Genomic DNA, 25,799 nt, shown 5'->3' with positions numbered 1-25,799 from the left:
GCGGTCACCGCCGCTTGACAGGAGGCTCCATTTGCCATTTTATGCACTTAACCGACTTATTAAGTAGGAATTAAGGAGTAGTCAATGAGGGTTCGCAGGCTCCGGGGGATGGCAGTGGCACTGGCCGCGGTCACGGTGACAGCCCTCGCGGCGGCCTGCGGAGGAGGCGGGGGGTCCTCCGGCGGCGACACGGCGAAGACGACGACCGAGGTCCGTCTCGGTTTCTTCCCGAACATCACGCACTCCACGGCCCTGGTCGGGGTACAGAAGGGCTTTTTCGCCAAGGCACTCGGCAGCGACGCGACGCTGAAGGTCTCCACCTTCAACGCCGGACCGGCCGCGACCGAGGCGATCTTCTCCGACGCCATCGACGCGACCTACATCGGGCCGAACCCGGCCATCAACGCCTGGTCGAAGTCCAAGGGCGAAGCCATCAAGATCGTCGCAGGTGCGGCGTCCGGCGGCGTGTTCCTCGTGGTCAAGCCCGAGATCAACGGCGTCGAGGACCTCAAGGGCAAGAAGATCGCCACGCCTCAGCTCGGCAACACCCAGGACGTCGCGCTGCGCTACTGGCTCAAGGAGAAGGGAATCGAGACCGACACCAAGGGCGGCGGCGAGGTGTCGATCCTCCCCCAGGAGAACGCCCAGACCCTGCAGACCTTCGCCACCGGCGACATCGACGGCGCCTGGGTGCCCGAGCCCTTCGCGAGCCGCCTGGTCCAGGAGAGCAAGGGCAAGATCCTGCTCACCGAGGCCGACCTCTGGCCGAACAAGCAGTTCGTGATCACGCACCTGATCGTGCGGCAGCAGTTCCTCAAGGACCACCCCGACCTGGTGAAGAAGCTGATCGAGGCGCACGTCGAGTCCAACGCCTTCATCCAGTCGGACCCGACGGGCGCCAAGGAGGCGGTCAACGCGGAGCTGAAGGAGCTGACCGGCAAGCCCGTCGCGCCGGCGGTCCTGGACAGCGCCTTCGGCAACATCACCTTCACCAACGACCCGATCGCGTCCTCCCTCGTCGGCAGCGCCGACCACGCCCAGAAGGTCGGCCTGCTCGACCCGGTGGACCTGAACGGCATCTACGACCTCACCATCCTCAACGAGGTCCTGGCGGCCAAGAGCCAGCCTGCGGTGAGCGACAAGTGATCGACCCGAGCAGGCGGCACAGAACAGCAGAGTCGAAGCGGCGCCTCCGGTCACGGGCCGGCGAGCCGCTGGTCAGGGAGGCGAAGTGACAGCTCCGATACAGGAGCTGCGCCCCGGCCGGACCGACGGGCACGAGCCCGCGGTCCGGCTGGACGCGGTTTCCAAGGTGTACGGCAGGGAGCTCCTGGCCCTGGACCAGGTCACGCTCTCGGTGGACAGGGGCGAATTCGTCTGTCTGCTGGGCGCGTCCGGCTGCGGCAAGAGCACGTTGCTCAACCTCGTCGCCGGCCTGGACCGCCCCACCGCCGGAGAGATCGACACCAGGGACGCCCGCATCGCGATGATGTTCCAGGAGCCGGCCCTGTTCCCCTGGCTCACCGTCTCGGGGAACATCGAGCTGGCGCTCCGGGTGACGAGCTCGGGTAAGAACACCACGAAGAAGGAGCGCCGCGCGCGGGCGATGGAGTTCCTGGAGATCGTCCATCTCGGTGGCTTCGGCGACAAGCGCCCGCACGAGCTGTCCGGTGGCATGCGCCAGCGGGTCGCGCTCGCCAGGGCCCTCGCCCAGGACGCCGACGTGCTCCTCATGGACGAGCCCTTCGGCGCCCTCGACGCGATGACCCGTGACCTGCTCCACGACGAGCTGGAGCGGATCTGGCGGGAGCGGGAGCTGTCCGTCCTGTTCGTCACCCACAACGTGCGCGAGGCCGTACGGCTCGGCGACCGGGTCGTCCTGCTGAGCAGCAGGCCCGGCAAGGTGATCGAGGACTTCCCGGTGACGCTGTCGCGGCCGCGCCGTACCGACTCCGGTGAAGTGGCCGAACTGGCCTCCACCATCACCGACAGGCTGCGCCAGGAGGTGCTGCGCCACGCCAAGCCGGCGGCGCAGCCGCCCGTCGGCGCCGGGATCGAGAAGTAGCGGGTGCCCAATGACTACTGATCTTTCCCAGCACATCGCCGGTCTGGACGCGCTGGAGCTGTCCAACCGGGAACGGCAGAGCCTGGCCTCAAGGGTCTGGGCCAGAAGCTGGCCGATGATCTCGGCGATCGTCCTCGTCCTCGCCGTCTGGGAGCTGGTCGTGCTCAGCGGGTGGCGCCCGGAGTACGTCCTTCCCGGCCCGGTGACCGTCCTTGAGGATCTGTGGAACCGCCTCGGTGAGGCCGAGTTCTACGAGGCCCTGGGCGTGACGATGCGCCGCGCGATCACCGGGTTCGCGATCGCGGTGCTGGTCGGGCTCGTGGTCGGCGCGGCCGTGTCACGGGTCCGGCCCCTGCGGGCGGCGCTCGGCTCCCTGATCACGGGCCTGCAGACCATGCCCTCCATCGCGTGGTTCCCGCTGGCGATCCTGTTCTTCAAACTCAGCGAGAGCGCGATCATGTTCGTGGTCGTCCTCGGGGCGGCGCCGTCGATCGCCAACGGGCTCATCGCCGGCGTGGACTACACCCCGCCGATCCTGCTCCGTGCCGGGCACATCCTCGGCCTGCGACGCCTGGCGCTCTACCGGCACGTCATCCTGCCCGCGTCGCTGCCGTCGTTCCTGTCGGGGCTCAAGCAGGGCTGGGCGTTCGCGTGGCGGTCCCTGATGGCGGGCGAGCTTCTCGTGATCATCGCCCACCAGGCGTCGATCGGCGAACAGCTCGACAACGCCCGGGAGCTCTCCGACGCACCCGGCCTCCTCGCGACGATGATCGTGATTTTGATCATCGGCATCGTCGTGGACATGTGTTTCGGCGCGGCCGACAACGCTCTGCGGCGTCGCTGGGGGCTCGACCAGCGCGTCGGCTGACGCGAACGTGGAACGTGCCGCCGCTCCGCGGGCCCCGTGCCCGCGGAGCGGCTCGCACCGGAGGCCGGGCGTGCCCGGTGCGGTGTCCATGAATCTCTACCGGGCTCCCGCACCCGCCCGAGATCACCCCCGGCCCTGTTCGGTCAGGCGTTCATCGCCGGGTTCCCGGCGACCACCAGGTGGCCGGCCCGGCCTTCGCCGTTGACGTCGGCGAACCTGACCCGGTCGTTCGGCACGCCGATTCCGCCGGTGCGGCGTTGACCACCCGAGGCGGCCCACCGGCCAGGCAGGCAAGACGGCTAGGTCCTGTCCTGCGGATCTTGCCGTGGCGAGGATCGGTCAGGTGGTGTCTCGCAAGGCGGAGGAGGGAGCCGCAGCGTGCTGCGGTGACCGACGACAACGCGGCGAGGCGCCGCCTGACCGACCGCGGTAGGCAAAAGATCCGCAGGACAGGGCCTAGCGGCGGTGTCTGTCGAGCAACTGGCTGCCGACGTCGACATAGCCGGCGAACAGCCCGATCACGTCCTGGAGCCGCTCCTGTGCGGGGCCCGGACTCAGCAGGGCCTCGCCGTCGCGCAGGGCTGCGATCAGGGTTCTGGCCCGCGCGTGGCTGGCCTCCAGCAGTGACTCGATCCCTCCGGTGGCCTCCACCAGGAGCCTGCGGCTGCCGGACTGCGGGATCACCTTGGCGAGTCCCCAGGAGTTCAGCTGCCGCACCGCGGTGCTCACCGCGCCCTTGCTCAGGTCGAGTTCGGCGGCGATCGCGTCGAGAGAGATCGGCTCCTCGGTCATCAGCAGCAGCCCGTAGACCCGGCCGGTCGCGTGCGGGAGGTTCCATGAGGCCAGCAGGTCGCCCACCGAGGTGATGAACGCGCTACGCCTGCTCTCACTCACCGCTGTGCCCACTCCGAGATCGTATCCAGGAACGCCTCGATCGCCGCGTTCACCGCGTGCGGGTCGTCCTGGTTGGCGATGTGTCCCGCGCCGGGGATGACCACCTCCTGGACGCCTTCCGCCGCGGCCCACCTGGGCATGGCCGAGGCGATGTTGCCGGTGCGGTCTCGCTCGCCGCGGATCAGGCACAGCGGTACCGGCGTACGGTAGCCGGGGTCGGCGTCGAGGAGCTCGACGGCCGCCCGCCACACCTGGACGAACTCCCGCTTCGACAGCAGGGAGAACGCCCGCCGCACATCCGCCCGCGCGCTTTCCGTCACCGCGGAGGCGTCGGCCATCACACCGGGAAGGCGCCCGGCCGGAATCATCGCCAGGCTCGGCGCGGCCAGCTTCAGCAGCAGGCGCTCCGTCCGGGACAGCGGCCCGGTGTTCCACGTCGAGCCGATGACGATCAGCGCCCGGGCGAGGTCCGGACAGCGCCGGACGATCGCCTGGCCGAGATTGCCGCCGAGGGACTGTCCCACGAGCACCGGCCGGTCGAGCGCGAGGTGCTCGATGAGCGCGCACAGATCCGCGATCGCCTGCTCGGCGGTGAACGGAACGCCGGTCGGGCGGGAGCGGCCGTGGCCGCGCATGTCCCAGGTGACGACCCGGTATCCCCGGGCGCGCAGCCGCTCGCTCTGGGCGTCGAACATCGCGTGATCGGCCCCGGCTCCGTGCGAGAACACCAGCGGCACACCGTCGCCACCGCTGTCGGCGTAGTGCAGGGCACATCCCCGCAGCGAGAGCGTCGACGACATATTCACCATTTACTAAATATAGCGAATATATCTGGTGAACACCGCCACCGCTCGGGCCGCTGTCACCGGCCCCACAAGTAACCAGGAGATCAACGAGGGTCCGAACGTGGAGGCGGCCGGACCTGGTGCGGGTTGGCCACTTGGGATCAACCGCTGGGAATGTGAGGCGATGGGAGGTTATGCGGTCTTGGGATCGCCGGAACCCAAGACCGCCTATGGTCAGCCGGTCCCGGAGCGGCACCGGGCGATGCCCAGGGTCCGGCGAGACGACCTACAGTTGCCCGCGTGCCTCCTCGGCCTGGCGCAGGATGGCCTTCGCGCCACTCGCCTCGGCGAGCGCGCCCGCCTCCTCGACCAGGGCGAGCGCGTCGTCGCGGCGGCCCTGCGCGAGGGCGATGTAGCACAACCCGACCAGATTCGCGGCGACACCGGGCAGGAAGCCGAGCTCCCGGCGGAGCCGTACCGACTCCTCCAGGCGCTCCCGCGCCACCTCCAACCGGCCCGCGGTGTGTTCGGCGACGCCCAGGTGCCGGAGCGCGTAGGACATCGTCATCCTGTCGCCGACCCGCGTCGCCAGCTCGTACGAGCGTTCGAGGATCGGCACCGCGGTGTCGTCGTCGCGGCGGACCACCTGATGGAAGAGGGCGGTCCAGAGCAGCGCCTCGCCTTCGCCGCGCGAGTCGCCGAGCGTCCGGTAGAGCCGTGCCGCGCGCTCCAAGAGCGGTAGCCCTTGCGGGTCCTCGTCTCCCTCCGCGAGGGAACGCGCTTGCGCCACCTTGCCGCGGGCCAGAGCCAGGTCGGCCTCGACCGCGTCCAGTTCCCGCTCGGCCATCACCAGCGCGTCGGCCTCGCCGCCGAAGATCGCGCGCTCGTGGAACAACCCGGCCCGTTCGATCCGTTCCTCCGTACCCATCCCGGCTCCCGCCCGCTCGGATCCACGTCGAACACGGTTCAGCCTGCCACCGCGCGCGGCGCGCCGGGCCGCAGGCAGAGCGGAACGCCGAATCCGTACCGCTCTCCGAGCGGCTGGGAAGGTCCGGCGCCTCGCCCGGAGGACTCGCCGTACGCCCCGGGCGTACGGCGAGTCCTCCGGGAGTCAGGAGGCGGGTTTCTCGTCGGTCCAGCCGGCTTCGAGGACGGTCTCGGAGTTCCACACGGTGCCCGGCGCGAATCCGGCCTGCAGGCCGCCCGGCCGCACCACGACGCTGTCCCTGGCCAGTGCCCGCCCGGTCACCTCGTCGAAGATCAGGCGGTTCCGCAGGATCCCCTCGCCGCCCTTGGCGTCCGCCTTCGCCCTGGCCCGTTCCTCGATGGCGACGGCGCTGCCGGTACGGCCCTCCGCGTCGACGACGTCACGGACGACCTCGATGCTCTCCAGGTCGGCGAGCATCCGGAAGGCGGCACCGCGCACCTGCGGGGTGACCGGCATGTCGGTGATCAGCCCGACCGTGACGGCGAACAGCCAGGCGTCCGACGACATCGGGGCGTCCGACTCGGTGCCGTGCCCCCCGTACGAGCGCAGCAGCCACGCCTTGAGCCTGTCCGGGTCCTTCGGCAGGCCGCGCAGGTCCTTCATGGTGACGTTGCGGCCCAGCCAGAACACCTTGTCCCCGTCGACGAGGGGGGCGTGGCCGTCCTGCGCCGCTCCCGGCTCGGTCGACAGGGTGAGATCGCCGAATTTCGGATTGTCGCCCCCCTTGGGGGATCTGACCTGGATCTCGGCCGGGGAACCGGCCCGCTCCCAGGCCGCCCTGTCGTCCGGACCCGCGGGTTCCGCGCCGAGGGAGCGCGTCCGGCTCCACTGCTCCCCGCCGGTCGCCGACGGGGTCCATACCTCGTTCCGCTGCCGGTCCACGACGGTGTAGTCCCCGTCGGCCGCCTCGAACAGGTTCCGGCTCACCGACACGGTGTGCCAGTAGGCACCGGTCACATCCGGCTGGCGGGCCGCCCCGTGGGCGGCGGCGAGCAGGATGGATCGCCCGGAGAGCTCGATGCGCGGGGTGGTGGTCGCCGGGCTCGAGATCACCTGGGCGGAGGGCGCGCGCGGCGCCGTACCGCCGGTCGCGGAGATCGTGACGGCGACCGCGGTCACGGCCGCGGCGGCTCCGGCGAGGCCGAGACCCCACACCGGGCGTACGATCCTGCGCCTGGCCGGGGTCGGCCGGGGTCGTGCCATGGCACGGGAGAGCTCGGCGGCCCTGGTGCGCGGGTCGACCGGGGTGTCGTCCAGGTGCGCGGGGCGTGCGGCCCGCAGCTGATCGATGGGGTTCATGACCACTCCTCGCTGAGGTTCCTCATCCGGGGCTCGGGACTCACGGCGGTGTCCATCCGCTGTTTGAGCCGCCGGCGAGCGCGGTGCAGCCGCACTCGGAAGGTGGTCGGAGAGCAGCCGACGACCTGGGCCGCGTCGCGGGGGGAGAGCCCCTGCCAGGCGGTCAGGATCAGGATCTCCCGATCGTCCTCCGACAGCCCGGTCAGCGCCCTGAGCACGCTGAGCCGTTCGGTGACCTGCTCCGCGACGTCGTCCTCGGTCCAGGCCCGCAACTCGGCGCTGAGCGCGTCCCGCCGGATCTCCGCCCGGATGTTGTCGCGCAGCACGTTGCGGGCCACCCCGAGGAGCCATGGCAGCGCCGGCTCCGGCACGTCATCCAGCCGCCGCCAGGCGATCGCGAACGTCTCGCTCACCACCTCGTCCGCGACCTGCCGTCCCGCGCGGCTGACCACGTAGGCCCAGACGCGCTGCCGGCACTCGTCGTACATGTCGGTGAATCTCTGCGAGTCGTCCGTCACCGCCCCGCCCCCTTCGTCCCGGATGTGTTCTTCTGACACCGGGAAGTGGCCGGGGACCCTCGGTTGTTACCTGCTTCCTCGAAAAAAGGGTACGAGCCTCCTGAGACCGCCGGTCAGGGGCGGCGGGCGACGGCGCCGAGCGACATCGTTCGACATAGGCTGATGTTCCGGGAACCTGGAAGATTCCAGGGTGCTAGGGGGCAGAACAGATGCGAACGATCCTCTTGCAGGCCGAGGCCCCCGACGACGGAGCGGTCGTCATCGAGCTTCCTCCGGGTCGCGAGGTCACCTTCGGCCGCGGAACGGAGAGCGCCCCGGTCGACTTCCCGCTGGACCATCCGGGGATCTCCCGGCGGGCCGGGATCATCCGGGCCGTGGACGACTACTGGCTGCTCACCAACCTCAGCCGTGACGCCACCCTGGTCGTGGAGAACCCGGAGGGCGGCGGGGAGTTCCTCAAGGTGGCTCCGCGGCGGGTGGCGGCGCCCGTGCCGTTCGAGTTCGCCCGCGTGGTGCTCCCGGTGGCGGGTGGCGCCTGCTCCTTCCTGGTCTTCGCCTCGCAGCACAGCTTCATCGACCCCGACGCGCCCGAGAGCGCGGCGGTCGGCGAGCCGACCGTCTCCGGTTTCCCCGTGGACGAGACGGCGAAGTACTTTCTCGTGCTGATCGCGCTCTGCGAGCCGCGGCTGCGCGACGGCTCGTCCCCGGTCATCCCGACGGTGCCGGAGATCCTGGAGCGGCTGCGCGACGTTCCCGGCGGCGCGGAACTGACCCGGGCCGCGGTCAACTTCCACATCGACTATCTGGCGCGTACGAAACTGCGCGTCAAGCCGCCGTCGGGCTCGCGCAAGGCCGACTGGCAGCGCGCCGCGCTGGTCTCCGTGGCGCTCCGCTTCGACCTGGTGCGGGAGGAGCATCTGAAGCGGCTGGACAGCTGATCACACCCTGTCGAGGGTGGCCCGGTGGACCACCCTCGCCGTCGGGGTCGACCAGCGTGAAGTGGTCATCGCCCTCGGGGACCATGCAACGGGTGTATCACGGCTCGTAGGCGGCCCGGTGTCGCCGTACCAGGTCGGCGTAGGCCTGGAAGCGCGCGGGAATCCCACCCTCCTGGCGGACCACGTCGTCGGAGGAGCGGAACGCCACCGCGCCCAGCAGCCCGGGGTCTCCGGGCACCCCGGCCAGCAGCGGCAACCGCATGCACAGGTAGCGGCCGACGGCGGGGATGGTGTCCTCGGGCGAGAGGGGCGGGGTGAGGACGGTGCCCCGGCGGTCGAACGGCAGGTAGTACTGGAGCACCGACGGCGTCCAGCGCGCGAGGCCGTACTCGTCCTTGGCCGTGTCGAACAGGTTCGCGTCGAAGTTGCTCTCCGCCTTCAGCATTCCGGCGACCAGTGCCGGGCTCAGGCCTGGGTCCGCGCACATCGTGCCGGCTTCGACGATCAGCGCGCGATACTCCCGGGGGATGTCGGAGCCGGAGCGCAACCACCGCCCGAACGGGTCGGCCACCCGCGAGTCGACCATCCCCGCCCCCGAGACACCCGCCAGCACGAGAACCGCCGAGGCCATGGTCTTCGCCACCTGGCGGCCCGTTCGCCGGGGCGACCCCCTCAAGGTGCCGGCCAGCAGTCGCGCGCGGTAGAGCTGGCGGACCGCGCTGGGCCTGGACCTCGGGTTGGGGTCCAGGCAGTCGCTGACCCAGGAGCGCCAGGCCTCGGGCAGCGAGACCGGAAGCGACAGGGGGGACTCGCCCGCCGCGTACTCGACGGCGGCCACATAGCGCGCGCGAGCGGTGGGGGCGCTGAAGGGAAGGTGGCCGGTGAGCAGCTGGCACGCCGTCACGCCCAGCGCCCAGATGTCGGCCGAGGCCCGCACCGCGTGCCCCTTCTCGCTCAGCGGCTCCCCCCAGCGCTCGGGGGGCACGTGGTCCACCGAGCCCATCGGGGGAAGGTAGCCGTGCGTCCCGTCCATCTCGGTGGCCAGGCCGAAGTCGGCGAGCCGTACCGAGCCGTCGGCCATCACGAGCACGTTGTTGGGTTTGAGGTCTCCATGCACCCACCTCTCGGCGTGCATGTGCGCGAGCCCCTCGCAGATCTCGGCGATCAGCCTCGGCGCGCCGGGAACCGGAGCCCCCTCCCCGATCAGATCGGCCAGTGACCGTTCCGCCAGGTCCATCACCAGAACGCACGCGCCGTCGAGTTCGGAGTTCCCGGCATCGTCGACGACGAGCGTCTCCCGCAGCCGGATCAGCCGGGGGTGCCGGAGCCTGTCGTGCAGGCGTAACTCCCGCTCCGTCATGTCCCGCAGGTGCCGCAACTGCCGCCGGGTGAGCGTGCCGGTGGGCAGGAACTTCAGCGCCGCCTCTCTCCCGTCTCGCGTTCCCCGGTAGACGCTCGCCCAGCTCCCCGTGGCGACGGGCCTGCCGACCCGCCAGTCACCGACGCGATACCCCGAGGGGACGCTGACCGCCCATCCCTTGGTGTCCATCGTCCTGCCGCCCTCTCACATCACCGAGCCGGCGCGATGACCGCGGTCATCACCCGGGACGCCGTGAACAGGTGGATGCCCCTCGAACGGATCACCGTACCGGGGCCAGACCGTCATGCTAGATCGAATACGAGTGCGCGGAGCATCGTCACCGCGGCCGGCTCCGCCATGCCGGTGGCAGCCTGCCCGCTGGTCTTTTCGGTCGGTCCGGCAGGAACGTCGGTGTCGCCCTCATAACGCCGGGGTTCCGAGGCGCGCGCAGGTCAGCGCGGTGGGCGATATCGCGCCCGCCGGGATCCCTTGCGGGGAGGCGACGGCTGGTTATCGTTTTTTCGGAACAGTCAGGACGGCCGGTCAGCAAGGGAGCTACATGAGCGAGACTCCGACGCCTCCGCTGTACATGCGGCGAGCAGGGTTCGACCCGGATCCGGAACTGGGAGCGCTGCGGGACGGGGAGGGGATCGGGCGCACCGGCACACCCTTCGGCGTCGATGCCTGGTTGGTGACCCGCTACGCGGACGTACGGACGGTGCTGAGCGACCCCGAACGGTTCAGCAACGCCGTGGGGATCGACTTCGTACCGTCCGACACGAAGATGAGCAAGGAGGAGATCGCGGCGCTGCGCGCGGGCAACATGCTCGCCCTCGATCCTCCCGAGCACACCCGGCTGCGCCGGGTGCTGACGCCGGAGTTCACCATCCGCCGGATGCGCCGGCTGGAGCCGCGGATCACCCGCATCGTCGAGGAGCACCTGGACGCGATGGAACGCGCCGGGTCCCCGGCCGACCTGGTGTCGTCGTTCGCGCTGCCGATCCCCTCACTGGTGATCTGCGAGTTGCTGGGGGTGCCGTACGCCGACCGGGAGGACTTCCAGCGCACAAGCAGCAAGATGCTCGATGTGGGGGCGCCCTTCGAGGAGCGTCTGACGGCGCAGCTGGAGTCGCGCGCCTACATCGGCGAACTGGTCGCCCGCGCCCGGGTCGACCCCGGGGAGGAACTGCTCGGCACGCTGGTGCGCGAGCACGGCGACGACCTGACGGTGCACGAGCTCGTCGGCATCGGCACCCTGCTGCTGCTGGCCGGACACGAGACCACCTCCAACATGCTCGGACTGGGCACCCTGGCCCTGCTCCGCCATCCCGACCAGCTGGAGCTGCTGCGGAAGGAGCCCGAGCGCATCGACGCGACGGTGGAAGAGCTGCTGCGCTGGCTCAGCATCGTCCACTCCGGCACCGCCAAGGTGACCACCACGGAGGTCGAGATCGCCGGCCAGGTCATCGGGCCCGGCGAGCTGGTGGTCTGCGCGCTGCCCGCCGCCAACCGCGACGCCGGGTTCCTGCCCGACCCCGAGACGCTGGACATCACCCGGGGCGCGCCCGGCCACCTGGCCTTCGGCCACGGCGTGCACCACTGCCTGGGCGCACCGCTGGCCCGGATGGAGATGCGCATCGCCTTCCCCGCACTGCTCGGGCGCTTCCCCGAGCTACGCGTGGTCGAGCCCGAGGCGCACTTCCGCTCTTTCAGCGTCGTGTACGGCCTGACGTCCCTGCCGGTCGCCTGGTGACAGGACCGCCCGGAGCCGCGATCGCGGCTCCGGGCGGCTGTGGTTCCGGGCGGGTACGGCTCAGGCCGCGCCCGAGCTCAGGTCGCCGTCGAAGACCTTGTCCAGGAAGCTCTCCAGGTTGACGACGACTCGCATGATCCGCTCCTCGTTGCTGAGCGTCTCGAACCGCACGCCGAGCTCCGTCTTCTTCATGTCCCGCACGTAGAGGGAGCAGGCCAGGTCGGCGCACATGTAGGTGCCGACCGTGTTGCCCTGGCGGCCCGCGGCGCCGACCCTGGGCGCGACGAACAGGGAGATCCCGGTGCCGGCGTGCGGTGTCACGCAGATCGAGCAGACCGTGCTCTTGGCATAGCTCCTGCGCACCTCCCGGCTGAGGCGCAGGGTGACACCGACGAGCTCGCCGTGCCGCTCGGCGACCAGGTAGCCGCGGTCGGGCGCGCCGGGGTCGAGCCAGCCCAGGAAGTCAAGGTCGGCCCAGGGGGTCTCCGGCAGGCTCCTGGGCAGGTTGATCCTGCGTGCCTCCCCCTTGGAGCAGTTGACGAAGGATCCGCGTATCTCCTTCTCACCGACCGGAATCATGACTCACCCACTGTTGATCGACACGTCTGCTGGGGCCCTGCCCGCGCGACCGGCACCTGCGCCGGGGAGGGACAGGAAACGAGCGAACCGCCGGGCCCCGTCTTTCAGACATCCGGTTTTCGGACATCCGGCGCCGACCACTATCTCAGCGCGACATCGGGGACGTCGAATGCTTTTCCGGCACCCGGGGATCGCGCGCGTGCACGTTTCGGCAGAGGCTCACCCCTCATCCGTCGGCCGCCGTACCAGCCGGGAATCCTCATCGGCCTCCCGGATGATCCGAGCCTCCCAGGCGAACCGCGCCTCCCGGATGATCCGAGCCTCCCGGGCGAACCGTGCCTCCCAGGCGAAGCGAGCCGAGATCGTCTCTGCGGCCCCCGCTGTCGAACCCGGTGAGACCCGCGCCCGCCCGGCCGGTCCGGACCCGTTCGGCGGCATGAATGAGGGCCGGACGGTGCCGGGGGACTTGTCAGCTTGTATACGTACAGAGCACTACGCTCGGCATATGTCTGACCAGCCGGTATGCCACTGCCTGCTCTGCGTCGAGCGGGAGGTGGAGCTCGACCAGGCCGATCTCAGGACGCTGCGGAGCGTCCGGGACCGGGGGTGGGCGATTGTCATGATCCCGGAGGACGAGGACGGTCCCGGCTGGGCCTTCACCGTCGGGCTGTGGCACACGCTCCGCTCCCCCGAGGTGGTGATGCTCGGTCTCCGGGTGGACGTGATGGGCAACTGCCTCAGCACCCTGGCCGACCGGATCGCCGCCGGGCACCACCTGGTCGAGGGCCGGGAGCGGGACGACGTGATCAGGAACTACCCGGTCGTCGCGAAGGCGGTGGACACCAGCTGGTACCGGTCGCTGTTCGGCACCGCACTGCACTTCTACCAGGGGCCCCCGCTGCCCTTCATGGAGATCGTCTGGCCCGACGCCGCGGGCCGCTTCCCCTGGAACGACGGTTGCGCCCCGCGACTGCGGGAGCTCCAGCCCGCGCTCTGGATTCCCAAGGACGAGCACGCCCCGGGCCCCTGGACCAAACTCCCCTGACCGGACCGTGCCGGGCGGAACCCGGCCCGCGTTCCCGATCGAACCACCGGCGACGCCGAAGCCTCCCGGCGGAGGCCACGGTCATGGTGAGACCACCGTACGACGGAGGCCGGGGCCGGCGCCGAGTCCGCCGCACGACGGACGCCCTGGTCAGTGCCGGCGTCACCCGGAAGGCGTGAGAGCCGGAGCGAAGGAGACCCGGCCACGTTTCTCCCGGCTGCCGAACCGGCCCTTTACTACAGTTCATTACCAATTTTAAGGTGTCTTGTTTCACACTGCCCGGCGGCTCTTTCCAAGTCATTCGCAAGTCCCTCCCAAGAGGGAAAAAGGAACCTCTACCCGGATCGGATAACGCTTCAAAAACCGTACAAAGAACGCCGAAAACGCTTTCCATCATCAATTCTCCTCACACATTTCGCTTGCCGGAGATGTGAGGACAAGTGAGGTTGGAAAAGGCTGTTGACCCGACACGACGATCGACCACCTGGCGAGGGACATCTCGCACCCCGTGACCGCCGGGCGGCACACGGACCGTCACACGCTCCGATGTCATAAGTGAATCGCCGGAAGACCGGCACACAGCTCTGTGAGTCCGGCGGGAGTCCCGGGGGAACCCGCGGCCGCCTGACAACGCCTACGAGGAGAAGCATGCACGTCAACCTCAACGAACCCGTCATGAAAGAACTGCGCAGGGTGGTTTCAGAGCCGATCTTCAACCCGATCCTCAAAACCTTCGTCGGGGAGGGGAAGCTGGACTACGAGGTGTATGTGCGGACCTCGGAGTTGTGCTCCCTGCAACCCACCGCCGACGAACTCGCCTCCTCCGACGAGCTGATGTTCCAGATGGTCCACCAGGCGCAGGAGGTGTGGCTGAAACTTCTGGCGCACGAGATGACGGAGCTGGTCGGCGACCTGGACCTGGACGCGCTCTGGGACGCCTCGGCGCGGCTGGACCGGATCGCGCGCATCGTCCGCTGCCTCAACGACGAGCTGGGGGTCCTGGAGACGCTGACGCCCGACTCGTACCAGACGATCCGGCGGCATCTCGGGAACGGCAGCGGGCAGGAGTCACCGGGGTACAACCGGCTGCGCGTGGCGGCCCAGTACATATCGGACGCGCTCGACCGGCTGACCGCCCGCCGCGGGGTTTCGGCCACGGATGTCTACGAGGCGCGGGACGCCCGGCACAGTGACCTGAAGCGCACGTTCGAGCTGCTCCTCGACGTGGACGAGGGCTACCAGATGTGGCTGGTCACCCACTTCATGCTCGTCCGCAGGACGATCGGCATCAGCCGGAGCACCGCGGCGCTCGACGGCGTGCCGACGCAGGTGCTGACCGGCCGCATGACACAGCCCCTCTTCCGGCAGCTGTGGAAGGTGCGCGAGGAGATGACCGCCACCTGGGAACGCGACGGCGGGTACGCGCCCGGAGAGTCCAGGCACGCGGAGAAGGGCTCCTGATGACCCGCACCGACGACAGCGCCGCGACCCCCGTCGGCGGCGGCGCCCTGAACCTCATCGACAGGACGGGCGGCGCGGACCACGACCGGATGATGAGGTCGCTGCGCGCCGAGTTCCCGCTGCTCGACACCTGCGTCTACCTCAACAGCAACTCCACCGGCGCCGTCCCTCGCGGGGTGGAGGAGGTGCTGCGCCGCTACTGGCGGACGCTGACCAGGTGGCGGGACGAGGTGTGGGGCGACTGGCTGGAACAGACGTCGGCCTACACCGACGCCCTCGCCGCCTTCCTCGGCGCACCCCCGGGTTCCGTCGTGACCGACGTGAACCTCAGCACGCTGCTCGCCCGGATCGGCACCTGCCTGGACTTCGGCGGCCTGCGGAGCAAGGTGGTCACCACCGGCTTGGAATTCCCCACGGTGCCGCTCATCTGGCAGGGGTTCGCCCGGTACGGAGCGGAGCTGGAGATCGTGGGCTCGGGCCCCGGGTTCGACGAGGCCGCGCTGGAGGCCGCCATCGACGAGCGGACCCGGTGCGTGTGCGTCTCACACGGCAGCTATTCCACCGGAGCGCTGCTGGACCTGCGGCGGATCGTCGCCAGGGCCCACAGCGTGGGCGCGTACGTCATCGTGGACGCCTACCAGACCGTCGGCACGGTTCCCCTGGACGTCACCGAACTGGGCGTCGACTTCGTGCTGGGCGGCGCCCACAAGTGGATGTGCGGCGCCGCCACCGCGTTCCTGTACGTGCGCCCCGACCTCATCGCCGACCTGCGACCCGCGGCGACCGGCTGGCTGGCCGGCGCCGACCCGACCTCCTTCCGCTCACCGGTCGTGTTGGCCGGGGACGCCCGCCGCCTGGCCTCCGGCACACCGGTGCCGCTGGGACCGATGATGTCCAGGGTCGGCCTCGACCTCCTGTCCGGCATCGGCGTCGAGACGATCCGCGGGCACTCGCTGGCGTGCACCGGCCGGGTGCTGGAACGCGCGGACGCGGCCGGAATCGAGGTGGTGACCCCGAGGGAGCCACACCGGCGCGGCGGCGTCGTCTGCCTGCGATTCGACGGGGACGAGCGGGTGAGCAGGTCACTGGTCGACCGGGGCATGGTGTGCAGCTGGCGCGGATCCCTGCGCGTGGCGCCCCACATCTACAACACGATCGCCGAGGTCGACGCCTTCATGGACGCCGTCGAGACGGAACGGGAGCGGATCACCGCATGAGCGTCACCCCCCTGTCGCCACGGGCTCTGCTGAGCCTCCTGGCCAACGGTACGAAGGCGATGGACGTCGTGGAGACCGCGCTGCGCCTCGGCCTGCTCGACGCCCTCGAACCCGGTGCCGAGACCGGCGCCCGAAGCGGCACTCGGACGGACACTCGGACGGACACTCGGACGGACACCGTCTCCCTGTCCGATCTCAGCGTGCGGCTCGGCGTCGTACCCGGCCGGCTGTACAAGATGCTCGACTGCCTGGAAAGCCTCGGTTTCGTCCACCGGGAGCAGAGCGGCGACGACCTGGGCCTGGCCCGCTACCGGGCGGTCCCCGGCCTGAGGCAGGCGGCGGAGGCCGTCGCCGGTCCCGGCTCGTTGGAGCGCGACCGCGACCGGTATCCGTGGCGCCTGCTCCACGGCAGGCTCGTCGACGTCCTGCGCGGCGAGATGTCGATCCCCGCGGCCACCTTCGACTGGCCACCGCGCGACGAGGAGCGACTGGCCGACTTCGAGCAGAGCATGGCCGCGGGTCTCGGCCCCGTCATCGAGACGTTCCGCGCGCACGCCGGGCGGCTGTGGGGCGAGCGGGCGCTCCGGCTGCTCGACGTCGGCGGCGGTGACGGCACCCTCGCCGCCCACCTGCTGGCACGCTCGCCCGCCCTCCAGGTGGACGTGTTCAACCTTCCCTCGGCGGAACCGCTGGTGGGCCGTACGAGGAAGGAGAGCGGTCTCGGCGGGCGGCTCGGATTCGTCGCCGGAGACTTCCTCGACGGCCCCCTGCCCGACGGGTACGACGCGCTGTCGTTCGTCCGCGTCCTGCACGACTGGCCGGTCTCCACAGCACGGGCGCTGCTACGGAAGGCCCACGCGGCCCTCGTCCCCGACGGGCGGATTCTGATCTGCGAGGAGTTCAGGACCCCCGACCGGCTCGCCGGGCAGTTCTTCTGGTCGTACTTCCTCATGGGCGTCGACAGCTGCGTCAGCCGCCTCTACGAGATCGAGCACTACGCGCGGCTGCTCGAAGAGAGCGGCTTCAGGGACGTCACCGTCCTGCCGGGCCCCTTCGAGCTGATCACCGCGACCCGTTGACCCCGCGGGTCCGCCCGGCGGACCCCGCCGCCCTTCATCGAGATCGTCTGGTCCGATGTGGCCGAACCTCGCGTGCGAACCCGGGCCGGTGCACTGGAAGGCGTACGGCCACGGCCGGGGATCACGACTCCTGGAGTACGGCAGGTGCCTCCCGGGGAGGGACGCGCGGGCGGTGACCGCGCCGGAAGCATGAGCGGCATGGAGACGCTCGATCTCGCCCGCCTGCAGTTCGCCGTGACCTCGGGGGCACACTTCCTGTTCGTGGCCCTCACCCTGGGCCTGGCCACGGTGCTGGCGGTCATGCAGACCCGGGCGACGCTGACGCGTTCCGACACGCAGATGCGGATGACCCGGTTCTGGGGACGGCTGTATGTGATCAACTACGCGATGGGCATCCTCACCGGGCTGGTGATGGAGTTCCAGCTCGGGATGGCCTGGAGCGGGCTGACGCACTTCGCGGGGAACGTGTTCGGCGCCTCACTGGCGATGGAGACCCTCGTCGCCTTCTTCATCGAGTCCACCTTCCTGGGCCTGTGGATCTTCGGCTGGGACCGGCTGAACCGCTGGGCGCACCTGGGCGTGATCTGGGTGGTCACGATCACCGCCTACGCCTCGGCGTACTGGGTCCTCGTCGCCAACGGCTTCCTGCAGAACCCGGTCGGTGCCGAGGTCGTGGACGGGACGCTGCGGCTCACCGACGCGGCGGCGGTGCTCACCAACCCCGACGCGCTCCTCGCGTTCGCCCACATCCTCTCCGGCGCCCTGGTGACCGCCGGGTTCTTCCTCGCCGGGGTGAGCGCCTACCACCTGCGCCGCGGGACGGCCGAGCAGGAGTTCTTCCGCAGGTCCCTGCGGATCGGCGTGTTCACCACGCTGCCCGCGCTGCTGGTCAACGCCACGTTCGGCGGCGTGCAGTTCCCGTCCCTCCAGCCGATGAAGACCGCCGTCTTCGGCGGGCGGGAGGCGGAGATCGCCCGGTTGCAGGCCGAGATGGTCGCCACCCACGGTCCGGGGGACTATATCCCGCCCGTCGCGCCGACGCAGATCAGCGCCATGATCATGCTGGGTGTCTTCACGGTGCTGCTGCTCGTGTCGGCGCTGAGCGTCCTGCTCGCCTCGTTCCGCCGGATGGTCCTGGGGGCGCGGGCCTGGCACCTGCTGCTGATCGCGATGATCCCGCTGCCGTTCGTCTCCATGATCGCCGGCTGGGTGTTCAGGGAGGCCGGCCGCCAGCCCTGGATGGTGAACGGCCTGCTGACGACCGAGGACGCGCTGAGCGACCTGTCACCGGGCACGATCTGGGTCTCGCTGATCGCCTTCATCACGCTGTCCGTCCTGCTGATGGCCGTCAACGCCTGGATCCTGGCGCGCAGCGCCCGCCAGGGCCCCGAGGCACCCGCCACCGGCCCGGCCCCGGCCGAGCCGACTCCGGTCCTGGCCTTCTGACAGCCCCGCTGTCCACCGGCCTTCGCAAAGGGAAATCGCTATGGAAATCGCCCTGCTCGCGTTCTTCGCGGTCGGCTACTTCGTCCTCGCGGGCGCGGATCTCGGGGTCGGCATGCTGCTGCCGTATCTCGGCCGCACCCCCGAGGAGCGCGGCCGGGTGCTCGGCTCCATCACCCCGTTCTTCCTGACGAACGAGGTCTGGCTGGTCACGGCGGTGGGCGTACTGGTCGGCGCGTTCCCCGTGCTGGAGGGGGAGATGCTCAGCGGGCTGTACCTGCCGTTCGTCGCGTTGCTGCTCGGCTGGGTCGCCCGCGACGCGGGGATCTGGCTGCGCGGGCGGGTGGACCGGGCCGCCTGGCGGGCCCGGTGCGAGGGCGCCGTGGTCGCGGGCAGCTGGCTGGCGGTGCTGAGCTGGGGGCTCATCCTCGTCGGGATGGGCGACGGGTTCACCGTCGGTCTCGGCGCGCTGGTCGCCGCTCCGCTGGGGGCCGTCCTGTTCGCCGCCCACGGGCTGGCGCTGGCCGGGCTCCGGCTCGACGGCGCCCCTCGGGAGCGGGCCCGGCGGTTCGCCGGGCCCTCGGCCGGGCGTGCGGTCTACGCCCTGACGTCGGCCGGGATGGCTCTGGCCTGCCTGCTGGCCGGGGCCCGCCTGCCACTGGCGGAGCACCTGGCGGACCCGGCGACGCTCGCCCTGCTCACTCCCTCGATGGTGCTGCTCACTCCCCTGCTGGTGGCGTCACAGGTGTGGCTGTGGTGGCTCTTCGGCCGCGTCCAGGTCAGGCAGTGATCATGAAAGCCAGCCCGAGCAGCACTGCCACGGGGATGACCCAGACCACGGCCTCGATTGCGAACTCCTTGTACACGGCGAGCTTCTCCCTTTTATCCACGAAAGCGGTGAAGCGCAGCATATGCGCACTCGGCGACATCCTCACACCCGGGTTGGCGACCCACCGCAGCGGGCTGACGGCGCCAGGTAGTGGAAGCTCGGTCTCCGGTGCATCAGGAAATCGTGGTGGGAGATGTTCCAGGCGTAGGCGCCCGCCATGGTGAACTCCACCTGGTCACCGGGCTTCAGCGCGACGGGCACCCGGCGGGCCAGGATGTCCTTGGGGGTGCAGAGCTGGCCGACGATCGTGATCGGCTCGCCGGGCTCCGTGATGACCAGCGGCTGGTCGTGGCCCTTGGTGGCGGGGGTGCGGATGTGGTGGGTCCCGCCCGCCACGACCGCGAACAGCTCGCCGTGGACGCGCTTGACGTCGATGACGCGCGTCACGTAGCGCCCGCAGTAGACGGTCAACGAGCGCCCGGGTTCGATCCTGAGCGTCTCACCGGGACGGCGCAGCCGCCCGAGGCCCTCCCCGTAGGCCTGCCAGTCGAACCGCGTCCCGGGGTCGGCGTACGAGACGGCCATGCCGCCGCCGAGATTGATCTCACCCGCCCCCAGCGTCCGCGCGTAGTCCAGGACCGCCGCCGCCAGCTCCAGCATCCGAGGTGCGTCGAGCCCGCTGGCCAGGTGGGCGTGGATCCCGCGCAGCCGTACGGCGTCCTGGCTCTCAAGCAGCGCGACGCACTCGGCGATCCCCGCGGGATCCATCCCGAACGGCGTGGCGCCGCCGCCCATCGCCAGCGAGGCCCCCTCGATCGGGATGTCCAGATTGACCCTGAGCAGCACGTCGGCGGAGCGACCGGAGGCGAGCAGGCGGCGCAGCTCGCCGGGACTCTCCACATGCAGGCGGGTGACCTCGCTGAACAGCTCGTCGTCCGTCTTGCCGGGGCCGCCCAGCGCGACCGGCGCGTCCGGGAAGTGCTCCCGCACATGCGCGAGCTCCCCGCCGGAGGCGACCTCGAAGCCGTCGAGGTGCGGAGCGAGCGTCCGCAGCAGCTCCGGGTCGGGGTTGGCCTTGACCGCGTAGTACAGCTCGACGTCTCCCAGCGCGGCCCGGACTGCCCCGGCGTGGGCGTCGAGCTCGGCCAGGTCGTAGACGTAGGCGGGTAACCGCCCGGCGGGAACGGACACCGAGGTCCGCGTCGTGGCCGTGACTGTCACAGGCGTTCTCTCCGATCTCAACGGTACGGGGAGCCGGATCTCGACGATCAGGCAGTGGACGGGGGTGACGGCTGTGACCGGCCCGGACCTGTCGGGCAGGCCGGTCGGAACCCGTCGTACCCGGAGACCTGGCCGATGTGACCTGCGCCTGCCGGCAGGCCGGTCAGAACTCGTCGTCCCCGGAGACCTGGCCGATCGAGAAGATGTGCCTGTTCGCGGCGCAGATCGTCTCCAGGACGTGGACCGGTGTGTCCTCGCTGGAGTATCCGGCTCGAAGGACCTGCACGACCCACTCCCCCGGTTCGAGTTCCAGGGTGTCGTACTCGAAGGCTGTCGGCGGGCGAGCCGTCAGGTTCTCCTCGGCATGGCCGAAGACGTGCCCGAGGGCGACCAGCGCCGACTGGAGCGACGGCTTGACGAACTCGGGCTCGGCGATGCGCGTCCCCCCGAACAGGTCCGCCCGGAAGTAGCTGGTGGCGATCCGTACCGGAACCTCGTCGGCCGTCATCATCTTCCGGCGGGCGATCACCTCGGTGCCGGGCTCGACGCGCAGGCAGGCCGCCACGTGATCACTCGCCGGCTCCGGGCCGACGTAGAGCATTCTGCGGTCCGGCTTGATCCCCTGCTGCTCCGCCTCGACGAGAAAGAGGGACGCGGAGGCGCGCACGGCGGGGTCGGTCGGCAGCGCCCGCCGGACCAGCACCTTCGGCACGCGGGCCGCCGCTCCCTCGGGGGCACGGGCCGTCGGCCCCTTCCGCATCTGGGATATCCGGCCCGGGGAGACGCCCAGGTGTACCCCTATCTCCTCCAGGCCCATGCCGGAGTCACGAGCCTCGGCGATCGCCTGGCGGCGCATCTTCGCCGCCTCCTCCAGGCGCTCCTGCTCCTCGGTCATGAGACGGCCCAGAACCCGTGCGCGCTCGATGGGGTCACTCAGCTCGGAAACATCACGCAGCGTATTCAGATCCATCCGGGACCGTTCTCCTCGTGCTCGACACCGAATGGGATTTTAGCCCCCCTACAGCAAGAGAAACCGCAGCCGGGACGGCGACCCTGCGACACAGCGAGGAAAGTCACCTCGGCGCCGCCCGGGATAACGATGATGACTGACTGTAATGTTGTGACCACACCCGAAGGAGGCTGTCGACGATGACAGATGCGAGTGCCGAGGAGCAGAACGTCGTCGCCGAGCGGCTCAGGTTCGGGACGGGCCTCGCCGAGAGCGAGCGTCAGGGGATCATCGAGCGGTTGGCCGGGCTGGGAAGGCGGCTGCTCTCCTATCCCGGTGAGGCGGTGGAGCTGCGGCTGAGTGTCAAGGACCGCGACACGCCCCAGCAGCGGGTGACGCTCGAATGCGTGCTCCCGGGCACGGAGCCGCTGGTGGCCCACTCCTATGAGCAGGATCTGCCCGCCGCGCTCGCGGAGGTCCGCGACGAGCTGATCCACCGGCTGGACAGGCTCAAGACCCGGCGGGACCCGCGCCGCGACCACCCGCACCGGCCCTGAGCCACGGCACCCCGGCGGTCGCCCGTACCCACCGGGAGCGCACCGCGCCCGTGCCGGTTCCCGCCCCGCGGTGAGCCGGGCGAGGAATACCGGATGTGCCGACCACGCTGTCCCGCACGGGATGCTCGTTTTGACCGTGTGAGGAGCCGTCATGACCGCCCGAGAGATGCGCCTGGTCGTCACCGCCGCCGACTACGAGGAGGCGCTGCGTTTCTATCGCGACGTGCTCGGCCTGCCCGAGCGGGCCGCCTACTCCTCACCTGACGGCAGGGTGACGATCCTGGAGGCGGGCCGGGCCACGCTGGAGATCGCCGATCCTTCGCAGGCGGAGTTCATCGACCAGGTCGAGGTGGGGCGGCGGGTGGCCGGGCACATCCGGGTGGCGTTCGAGGTCGACGACTCCCCCGCCGTCACCGCGAAACTGGCCGGAGCCGGGGCCACGGTGGTCGCCGAGCCCGTCCGGACCCCGTGGAACTCGCTCAACTCCCGCCTTGAGGGCCCGGCCGGGCTCCAGCTCACCCTCTTCACCGAGCCGGGAGAGACCGGCGACACCGGATCGGAGACCGCTCAGGGCTGAAGGGTGCTCGTCGGAGGTGTGGTCGACCACCAGGTCGGCGATCACCCGCATGCCGCGGTCCCTGGCCGTCCTGACGAACTCCACGAAGTCCCCCAGGCTGCCCAGGCAGTGGACGACCGTGTTCTTCCACCACAGGTCGGCTGCATGGGTGAGTCACATGCGTCCGCATTGCCCTCTCTTTGCGCATTTATGGGGTAATGCACCCCGGAGTTGACGTGAGGGGGAGCGCAGCGGCTCCGAAGGGCTACGGTGGACAGCGATGACGGCCAGGAGGAGATCATGCGACAGCTGAGGCGCGGCGCGCCCTTCGGCTGGTTGCTGACCCTGCTGCTGCCGCTGCTGGTCTCCGGAGGGCTGGGCGGGAGCACCGCCGCCCTCGCCCGGCACGCCGCGGTCGTCCAGGCCGTCGGCGAGCATCAGCCGCTGTCGCGCCCGCTCCTGGACGGCGTGCAGCGGCACTCCCTGGTCTCCGGATTCGCCGGCACCGGGGCCGGCCTGGGCGGCGGGGGCGGCCACCCGCTCGCGACCCCGCCCACCGACCTCCGGCACCTGTTCCTCGCCGCCGGCCCGCTCACCCGCCCGGCGGGTGACGAGGACACCCGCCCGCTCGCGGCCCTGCTCGTCAGGCCGGGGCGCGCACCACCCGCCTCCACAGCCGGCTGAAACCCCCGGAACCGCTCCGGGTCTCTTCGCCGTACGTGAAAACGCCTCCGCCCTGAGCGAAGACGTTTTTTCCCGTACCCGGAGAACGCCTTCTCCCCAGCCGAAAGGCGTTCTTGCCGTACGCGAAGCGTGCCGCCGTCCCTGAACGCTCCTTCGGCGTGACCGAGGACAACTCCCCCAGCCTGTGGAGGCTTCCATGTCGCGTGCCCCGGTGGTACGCGCGATAGCGGCGCTCGCCGTCATCGCCACCTCGTTGTACATAGCCCTGACAATGTCGCCGCGCCTCGGTCTCGACCTGCGCGGCGGCACCCAACTCGTACTGGAGACCCAGGACTCGCCGACGGTCAAGGCCGACGCCGCGGCCACCGACCGCACCCTTGAGGTGCTCCGCCGCCGGGCCGACAGCCTGGGCGTGGCGGACGCGCCGCTGGCCCGCTCCGGCGAGCGGCGCATCATCGTGGAACTGCCGGGTGTGCAGGACCCGACCAAGGCCGCCGAGGTCATCGGCAAGACCGCGCAGCTCACCTTCCACCCCGTCCTCGGCGCCCCCGACCCGGGAGCGGAGACCAAGCCGGGCAAGGGAGAGCAGATCCTGCCCGACGATCGCGGCGCCCCGCTGCACATCGGGCCGGCCGCCCTCAGCGGTGACGGCGTCGGCGGCGCCGAGGCCGGGATCGACGCCCAGCTGGGCAGTGGCTGGTTCGTCACCGTCGACTTCCGCGACCAGGGACGGGCGGCGTGGGCCAAGCTGACCGGCGAGGCGGCCTGCAACGAGCCGGGCGACCCCAGGCGCAGGATCGCCATCGTGCTCGACTCCAAGGTGATCGTCTCCCCCCAGGTGAACGAGGACGTGGGCTGCAAGGTCGGCCTGCCGGGTAACACCACCCAGATCACCGGCACCTTCACCGCCGAGGAGGCCTCGGACCTGGCCCTGCTGATCAAGGGCGGCTCGCTGCCGGTGCCCGTCGAGATCGTCGAGCAGCGGACCGTCGGCCCGACGCTCGGCGCCGCCGCGATCAAGGCCAGCGCCTGGGCCGCGGTCATCGGCATCGCACTCACCGCGCTGTTCATCATCGTGATCTACCGGCTGGTGGGCTTCCTCGCCGCCATCGCCCTGGCCTGCTACGCCCTCATCTCGTACGCGGCACTGGTGGGGCTCGGCGCCACGCTCACCCTGCCGGGACTGGCCGGCTTCGTGCTGGCGATCGGCATGGCCGTCGACGCCAACGTGCTGGTCTTCGAACGGGCACGTGAGGAGTACGCCGAGACGCCCAACCTCGGAGGCTCGCTGGAGAAGGGGTTCCGCAACGCGTGGAGCGCGGTGGCCGACTCCAACATCACCACCCTGCTCGCCGCCGGGCTGTTGTTCTTCCTGGCCTCCGGCCCGGTACGCGGCTTCGGCGTCACGCTGAGCATCGGTGTGATCGCCTCGCTGATCACCGCGATGGTCATCACCCGCGTCCTGGCCCAGTGGGCGGTGAGGTTCAAGGTGGTGTCCGCACGGCCGAAGATCACCGGCCTGTCCAACATCGGGCGGGTCCGCGCCTGGCTGAACACCCGCAAGCCGGATCTGATGAGCCGCCGCGCCTGGTACTTCGCGGTCACCGGCCTGCTGGTGGCCGCGTCCGTGGCCGGGGTGGCGGTGCGGGGGCTCAACTTCGGCGTGGAGTTCACCGGGGGCAGGCTCGTGGAGTACTCCACGACCACCCCGATGAGCGCCGACGCCGCCCGCGAGCTGGTCAGCAAGGCCGGGTTCCCCAACGCGGTGGTGCAGGCCTCCGGTGAGGACATCTCCGTACGGACGGGTCAGATCACTCCCGCCGAGGTGGTGAAGATCGAGAAGGCGCTGGAGAGCGAGGGTGGCCAGGTCACCAAGGAGCGCGACGAGCTCATCGGGCCGAGCCTCGGGGACGAGCTGCGCCGCAACGCGCTGATCGCGCTGGGCGTCGCGCTCGCCGCACAGCTCGCCTACCTCGCCTTCCGGTTCCGCTGGACGTTCGGCCTGGCCACGGTGGTGGCCCTGGTCGTCGACGCGGCGGTCGTGATCGGCGCGTTCGCCTGGCTGGGCAAGCCGGTGGACGGAGTGTTCCTGGCCTCGATGCTCACCGTGATCGGCTACTCGGTCAACGACAAGGTGGTGGTCTTCGACCGGGTCCGCGAGCTGTGGGGTGCGCGGCCGAAGAGCTCGTTCGCCGAGGTGGTCAACACCTCGATCCTGCAGACCGTGCCCCGTACCGTCAACACCGGTCTGGGCGCGCTGTTCATCCTGGCCGCGCTGGCGGTGCTCGGTGGCGACTCGCTGACCGACTTCGCGGTGGCGCTGCTGATCGGGATCATCGTCGGCACGCTCTCCTCCGCGCTGGTCGCGGGGCCGGCGGCGATCGAGCTGGAGAAGCGCAAGCCAGGCGCGCCGCCGCGGCCCAAGCGGAAGGGCCCGGCTCCCGCCCGCCAGGGTTCGGGCGCCGTGCTCTGAGTGGCGGGGAACACCGGGCCGGAACTCGTTCCGGCCCGGTGTCCGGCGGGCGGCTCCCCACAGGATCTGGGAGGAGCCGCCCAACCTCCATGACTTTCCCACTAACCCTACAGACGATAGGTGAATTTATACACAAAACTATTTCGATGGGGCATTAAAGCCGCTTTTTTCTGAGAGGCCGAGGCGTCCGGCGGGGCACAACACTGGTGCGAGATCTTCGGCCGTTAAAGCAGAGCGG

At 70.3% G+C, this 25,799-nt stretch carries 25 protein-coding genes and 1 pseudogene; 15 read left to right on the top strand and 11 right to left on the bottom strand.

Going from position 1 to position 25,799, the window contains the following annotated elements:
• The first annotated feature begins 84 nt into the window (after positions 1–84).
• The 3 genes from ABT061_RS12865 to ABT061_RS12855 all read left to right on the top strand — a co-directional run bounded on the left by ABT061_RS12865 (position 85) and on the right by ABT061_RS12855 (position 2,933).
• Positions 85–1,146 (top strand): ABC transporter substrate-binding protein, encoded by a 1,062-nt coding sequence (locus tag ABT061_RS12865; protein ID WP_350915843.1) that lies wholly within the window; start codon positions 85–87, stop codon positions 1,144–1,146.
• 85 nt (positions 1,147–1,231) lie between these two features.
• Positions 1,232–2,065: an ABC transporter ATP-binding protein gene (locus ABT061_RS12860; RefSeq protein WP_350915841.1), complete on the top strand. Its 834-nt coding sequence runs from the start codon at positions 1,232–1,234 to the stop codon at positions 2,063–2,065.
• A gap of 10 nt (positions 2,066–2,075) precedes the next feature.
• Entirely contained in the window at positions 2,076–2,933 is an 858-nt protein-coding gene (locus ABT061_RS12855; protein ID WP_350915839.1) for an ABC transporter permease, read from the top strand.
• A gap of 456 nt (positions 2,934–3,389) precedes the next feature.
• Here ABT061_RS12855 and ABT061_RS12850 read toward each other — a convergent pair whose 3' ends face one another.
• The 5 genes from ABT061_RS12850 to ABT061_RS12830 form a co-directional block, all read right to left on the bottom strand.
• Entirely contained in the window at positions 3,390–3,839 is a 450-nt protein-coding gene (locus tag ABT061_RS12850; protein WP_350915837.1) for a GbsR/MarR family transcriptional regulator, read from the bottom strand.
• Entirely contained in the window at positions 3,824–4,636 is an 813-nt protein-coding gene (locus tag ABT061_RS12845; RefSeq protein ID WP_350915835.1) for an alpha/beta fold hydrolase, read from the bottom strand. Before ABT061_RS12845 ends, ABT061_RS12850 begins: the two co-directional genes overlap by 16 nt.
• Before the next feature lie 262 nt (positions 4,637–4,898).
• Entirely contained in the window at positions 4,899–5,540 is a 642-nt protein-coding gene (locus ABT061_RS12840; RefSeq protein WP_350915833.1) for a tetratricopeptide repeat protein, read from the bottom strand.
• A gap of 183 nt (positions 5,541–5,723) precedes the next feature.
• Positions 5,724–6,899, bottom strand: coding sequence for a CU044_5270 family protein (locus ABT061_RS12835; protein ID WP_350915831.1), 1,176 nt, complete (start codon positions 6,897–6,899; stop codon positions 5,724–5,726).
• A complete protein-coding gene (locus tag ABT061_RS12830) occupies positions 6,896–7,417 on the bottom strand; it encodes an RNA polymerase sigma factor (protein WP_350915829.1) in 522 nt (173 codons plus the stop codon). Before ABT061_RS12830 ends, ABT061_RS12835 begins: the two co-directional genes overlap by 4 nt.
• A gap of 209 nt (positions 7,418–7,626) precedes the next feature.
• On the opposite strand from ABT061_RS12830, the gene ABT061_RS12825 reads away from it, so the two are divergent.
• Positions 7,627–8,355, top strand: a complete 729-nt coding sequence (locus ABT061_RS12825; RefSeq protein ID WP_350915828.1) for an FHA domain-containing protein — start codon at positions 7,627–7,629, stop codon at positions 8,353–8,355.
• A gap of 97 nt (positions 8,356–8,452) precedes the next feature.
• Here the strand turns inward: ABT061_RS12825 and ABT061_RS12820 are convergent, their stop codons facing one another.
• A complete protein-coding gene (locus tag ABT061_RS12820) occupies positions 8,453–9,904 on the bottom strand; it encodes a serine/threonine-protein kinase (RefSeq protein ID WP_350915827.1) in 1,452 nt (483 codons plus the stop codon).
• Positions 9,905–10,274: 370 nt separating this feature from the next.
• Here ABT061_RS12820 and ABT061_RS12815 point away from each other — a divergent pair, with 370 nt between their 5' ends.
• Positions 10,275–11,468, top strand: coding sequence for a cytochrome P450 (locus tag ABT061_RS12815; RefSeq protein ID WP_350915825.1), 1,194 nt, complete (start codon positions 10,275–10,277; stop codon positions 11,466–11,468).
• Positions 11,469–11,528: 60 nt separating this feature from the next.
• On the opposite strand, the gene ABT061_RS12810 is transcribed toward ABT061_RS12815, so the two are convergent.
• Entirely contained in the window at positions 11,529–12,047 is a 519-nt protein-coding gene (locus ABT061_RS12810) for an FBP domain-containing protein (RefSeq protein WP_350915823.1), read from the bottom strand.
• A 505-nt stretch (positions 12,048–12,552) separates the two neighbouring features.
• On the opposite strand from ABT061_RS12810, the gene ABT061_RS12805 reads away from it, so the two are divergent.
• From ABT061_RS12805 to ABT061_RS12780, 6 genes are all read left to right on the top strand, one after another.
• Complete coding sequence (locus tag ABT061_RS12805; protein ID WP_350915821.1) at positions 12,553–13,092, top strand: DUF4262 domain-containing protein; 540 nt, start codon at positions 12,553–12,555, stop codon at positions 13,090–13,092.
• A 648-nt stretch (positions 13,093–13,740) separates the two neighbouring features.
• Positions 13,741–14,553 (top strand): tryptophan 2,3-dioxygenase family protein, encoded by an 813-nt coding sequence (locus ABT061_RS12800; RefSeq protein ID WP_350915819.1) that lies wholly within the window; start codon positions 13,741–13,743, stop codon positions 14,551–14,553.
• Entirely contained in the window at positions 14,553–15,770 is a 1,218-nt protein-coding gene (locus ABT061_RS12795; RefSeq protein ID WP_350915817.1) for an aminotransferase class V-fold PLP-dependent enzyme, read from the top strand. The genes ABT061_RS12800 and ABT061_RS12795 overlap by 1 nt, the downstream gene beginning before the upstream one ends.
• A complete protein-coding gene (locus tag ABT061_RS12790) occupies positions 15,767–16,849 on the top strand; it encodes a methyltransferase (protein WP_350915815.1) in 1,083 nt (360 codons plus the stop codon). The genes ABT061_RS12795 and ABT061_RS12790 overlap by 4 nt, the downstream gene beginning before the upstream one ends.
• A 198-nt stretch (positions 16,850–17,047) precedes the next feature.
• Positions 17,048–18,295, top strand: coding sequence for a cytochrome ubiquinol oxidase subunit I (locus ABT061_RS12785; protein ID WP_350915813.1), 1,248 nt, complete (start codon positions 17,048–17,050; stop codon positions 18,293–18,295).
• Between the two features lie 40 nt (positions 18,296–18,335).
• Positions 18,336–19,082 (top strand): cytochrome d ubiquinol oxidase subunit II, encoded by a 747-nt coding sequence (locus tag ABT061_RS12780; RefSeq protein WP_350915811.1) that lies wholly within the window; start codon positions 18,336–18,338, stop codon positions 19,080–19,082.
• Here the strand turns inward: ABT061_RS12780 and ABT061_RS12775 are convergent.
• From ABT061_RS12775 to ABT061_RS12765, 3 genes are all read right to left on the bottom strand, one after another.
• Positions 19,072–19,203, bottom strand: a complete 132-nt coding sequence (locus ABT061_RS12775; protein WP_343974738.1) for a hypothetical protein — start codon at positions 19,201–19,203, stop codon at positions 19,072–19,074. The genes ABT061_RS12780 and ABT061_RS12775 overlap by 11 nt on opposite strands.
• 20 nt (positions 19,204–19,223) lie before the next feature.
• Complete coding sequence (locus ABT061_RS12770; RefSeq protein WP_350915809.1) at positions 19,224–20,342, bottom strand: alanine racemase; 1,119 nt, start codon at positions 20,340–20,342, stop codon at positions 19,224–19,226.
• 163 nt (positions 20,343–20,505) lie between these two features.
• Complete coding sequence (locus ABT061_RS12765) at positions 20,506–21,312, bottom strand: GntR family transcriptional regulator (protein ID WP_350915807.1); 807 nt, start codon at positions 21,310–21,312, stop codon at positions 20,506–20,508.
• Between the two features lie 179 nt (positions 21,313–21,491).
• On the opposite strand from ABT061_RS12765, the gene ABT061_RS12760 reads away from it, so the two are divergent.
• Together ABT061_RS12760 and ABT061_RS12755 are read left to right on the top strand one after the other, a co-directional pair.
• Positions 21,492–21,848, top strand: coding sequence for a hypothetical protein (locus ABT061_RS12760; RefSeq protein WP_350915805.1), 357 nt, complete (start codon positions 21,492–21,494; stop codon positions 21,846–21,848).
• Positions 21,849–21,999: 151 nt separating this feature from the next.
• Positions 22,000–22,425, top strand: a complete 426-nt coding sequence (locus ABT061_RS12755) for a VOC family protein (protein WP_350915803.1) — start codon at positions 22,000–22,002, stop codon at positions 22,423–22,425.
• Here ABT061_RS12755 and ABT061_RS12750 read toward each other — a convergent pair.
• Positions 22,426–22,560: pseudogene (locus ABT061_RS12750) on the bottom strand (alpha-amylase family glycosyl hydrolase); the annotation flags it as partial. It abuts the gene before it with no gap.
• Between the two features lie 144 nt (positions 22,561–22,704).
• Here ABT061_RS12750 and ABT061_RS12745 point away from each other — a divergent pair.
• A complete protein-coding gene (locus ABT061_RS12745) occupies positions 22,705–23,088 on the top strand; it encodes a hypothetical protein (RefSeq protein ID WP_350915801.1) in 384 nt (127 codons plus the stop codon).
• Positions 23,089–23,284: 196 nt separating this feature from the next.
• Positions 23,285–25,561, top strand: a complete 2,277-nt coding sequence (gene secD / locus ABT061_RS12740) for a protein translocase subunit SecD (protein WP_350915800.1) — start codon at positions 23,285–23,287, stop codon at positions 25,559–25,561.
• The last annotated feature ends 238 nt before the right edge of the window (positions 25,562–25,799 follow it).

It is taken from the genome of Streptosporangium sp. NPDC002544, from assembly GCF_040295965.1.
Lineage (GTDB): Bacteria > Actinomycetota > Actinomycetes > Streptosporangiales > Streptosporangiaceae > Streptosporangium.
This window is presented reverse-complemented; position numbering and strand designations above follow the sequence as displayed.

Bases quoted from the DNA above. Each gene is read 5' to 3' on its own strand.
- ABT061_RS12795 (WP_350915817.1), top strand. From the start codon at position 14,553: ATGACCCGCACCGACGACAGCGCCGCGACCCCCGTCGGCGGCGGCGCC.
- ABT061_RS12810 (WP_350915823.1), bottom strand. From the start codon at position 12,047: ATGATTCCGGTCGGTGAGAAGGAGATACGCGGATCCTTCGTCAACTGC.
- ABT061_RS12765 (WP_350915807.1), bottom strand. From the start codon at position 21,312: ATGGATCTGAATACGCTGCGTGATGTTTCCGAGCTGAGTGACCCCATC.
- ABT061_RS12840 (WP_350915833.1), bottom strand. From the start codon at position 5,540: ATGGGTACGGAGGAACGGATCGAACGGGCCGGGTTGTTCCACGAGCGC.
- ABT061_RS12755 (WP_350915803.1), top strand. From the start codon at position 22,000: ATGACCGCCCGAGAGATGCGCCTGGTCGTCACCGCCGCCGACTACGAG.
- ABT061_RS12835 (WP_350915831.1), bottom strand. From the start codon at position 6,899: ATGAACCCCATCGATCAGCTGCGGGCCGCACGCCCCGCGCACCTGGAC.
- ABT061_RS12820 (WP_350915827.1), bottom strand. From the start codon at position 9,904: ATGGACACCAAGGGATGGGCGGTCAGCGTCCCCTCGGGGTATCGCGTC.
- ABT061_RS12790 (WP_350915815.1), top strand. From the start codon at position 15,767: ATGAGCGTCACCCCCCTGTCGCCACGGGCTCTGCTGAGCCTCCTGGCC.
- ABT061_RS12785 (WP_350915813.1), top strand. From the start codon at position 17,048: ATGGAGACGCTCGATCTCGCCCGCCTGCAGTTCGCCGTGACCTCGGGG.
- ABT061_RS12800 (WP_350915819.1), top strand. From the start codon at position 13,741: ATGCACGTCAACCTCAACGAACCCGTCATGAAAGAACTGCGCAGGGTG.
- ABT061_RS12760 (WP_350915805.1), top strand. From the start codon at position 21,492: ATGACAGATGCGAGTGCCGAGGAGCAGAACGTCGTCGCCGAGCGGCTC.
- ABT061_RS12805 (WP_350915821.1), top strand. From the start codon at position 12,553: ATGTCTGACCAGCCGGTATGCCACTGCCTGCTCTGCGTCGAGCGGGAG.
- ABT061_RS12845 (WP_350915835.1), bottom strand. From the start codon at position 4,636: ATGGTGAATATGTCGTCGACGCTCTCGCTGCGGGGATGTGCCCTGCAC.
- ABT061_RS12855 (WP_350915839.1), top strand. From the start codon at position 2,076: ATGACTACTGATCTTTCCCAGCACATCGCCGGTCTGGACGCGCTGGAG.
- ABT061_RS12825 (WP_350915828.1), top strand. From the start codon at position 7,627: ATGCGAACGATCCTCTTGCAGGCCGAGGCCCCCGACGACGGAGCGGTC.
- ABT061_RS12780 (WP_350915811.1), top strand. From the start codon at position 18,336: ATGGAAATCGCCCTGCTCGCGTTCTTCGCGGTCGGCTACTTCGTCCTC.
- ABT061_RS12775 (WP_343974738.1), bottom strand. From the start codon at position 19,203: ATGCTGCGCTTCACCGCTTTCGTGGATAAAAGGGAGAAGCTCGCCGTG.
- ABT061_RS12745 (WP_350915801.1), top strand. From the start codon at position 22,705: ATGCGACAGCTGAGGCGCGGCGCGCCCTTCGGCTGGTTGCTGACCCTG.
- secD (WP_350915800.1), top strand. From the start codon at position 23,285: ATGTCGCGTGCCCCGGTGGTACGCGCGATAGCGGCGCTCGCCGTCATC.
- ABT061_RS12865 (WP_350915843.1), top strand. From the start codon at position 85: ATGAGGGTTCGCAGGCTCCGGGGGATGGCAGTGGCACTGGCCGCGGTC.
- ABT061_RS12815 (WP_350915825.1), top strand. From the start codon at position 10,275: ATGAGCGAGACTCCGACGCCTCCGCTGTACATGCGGCGAGCAGGGTTC.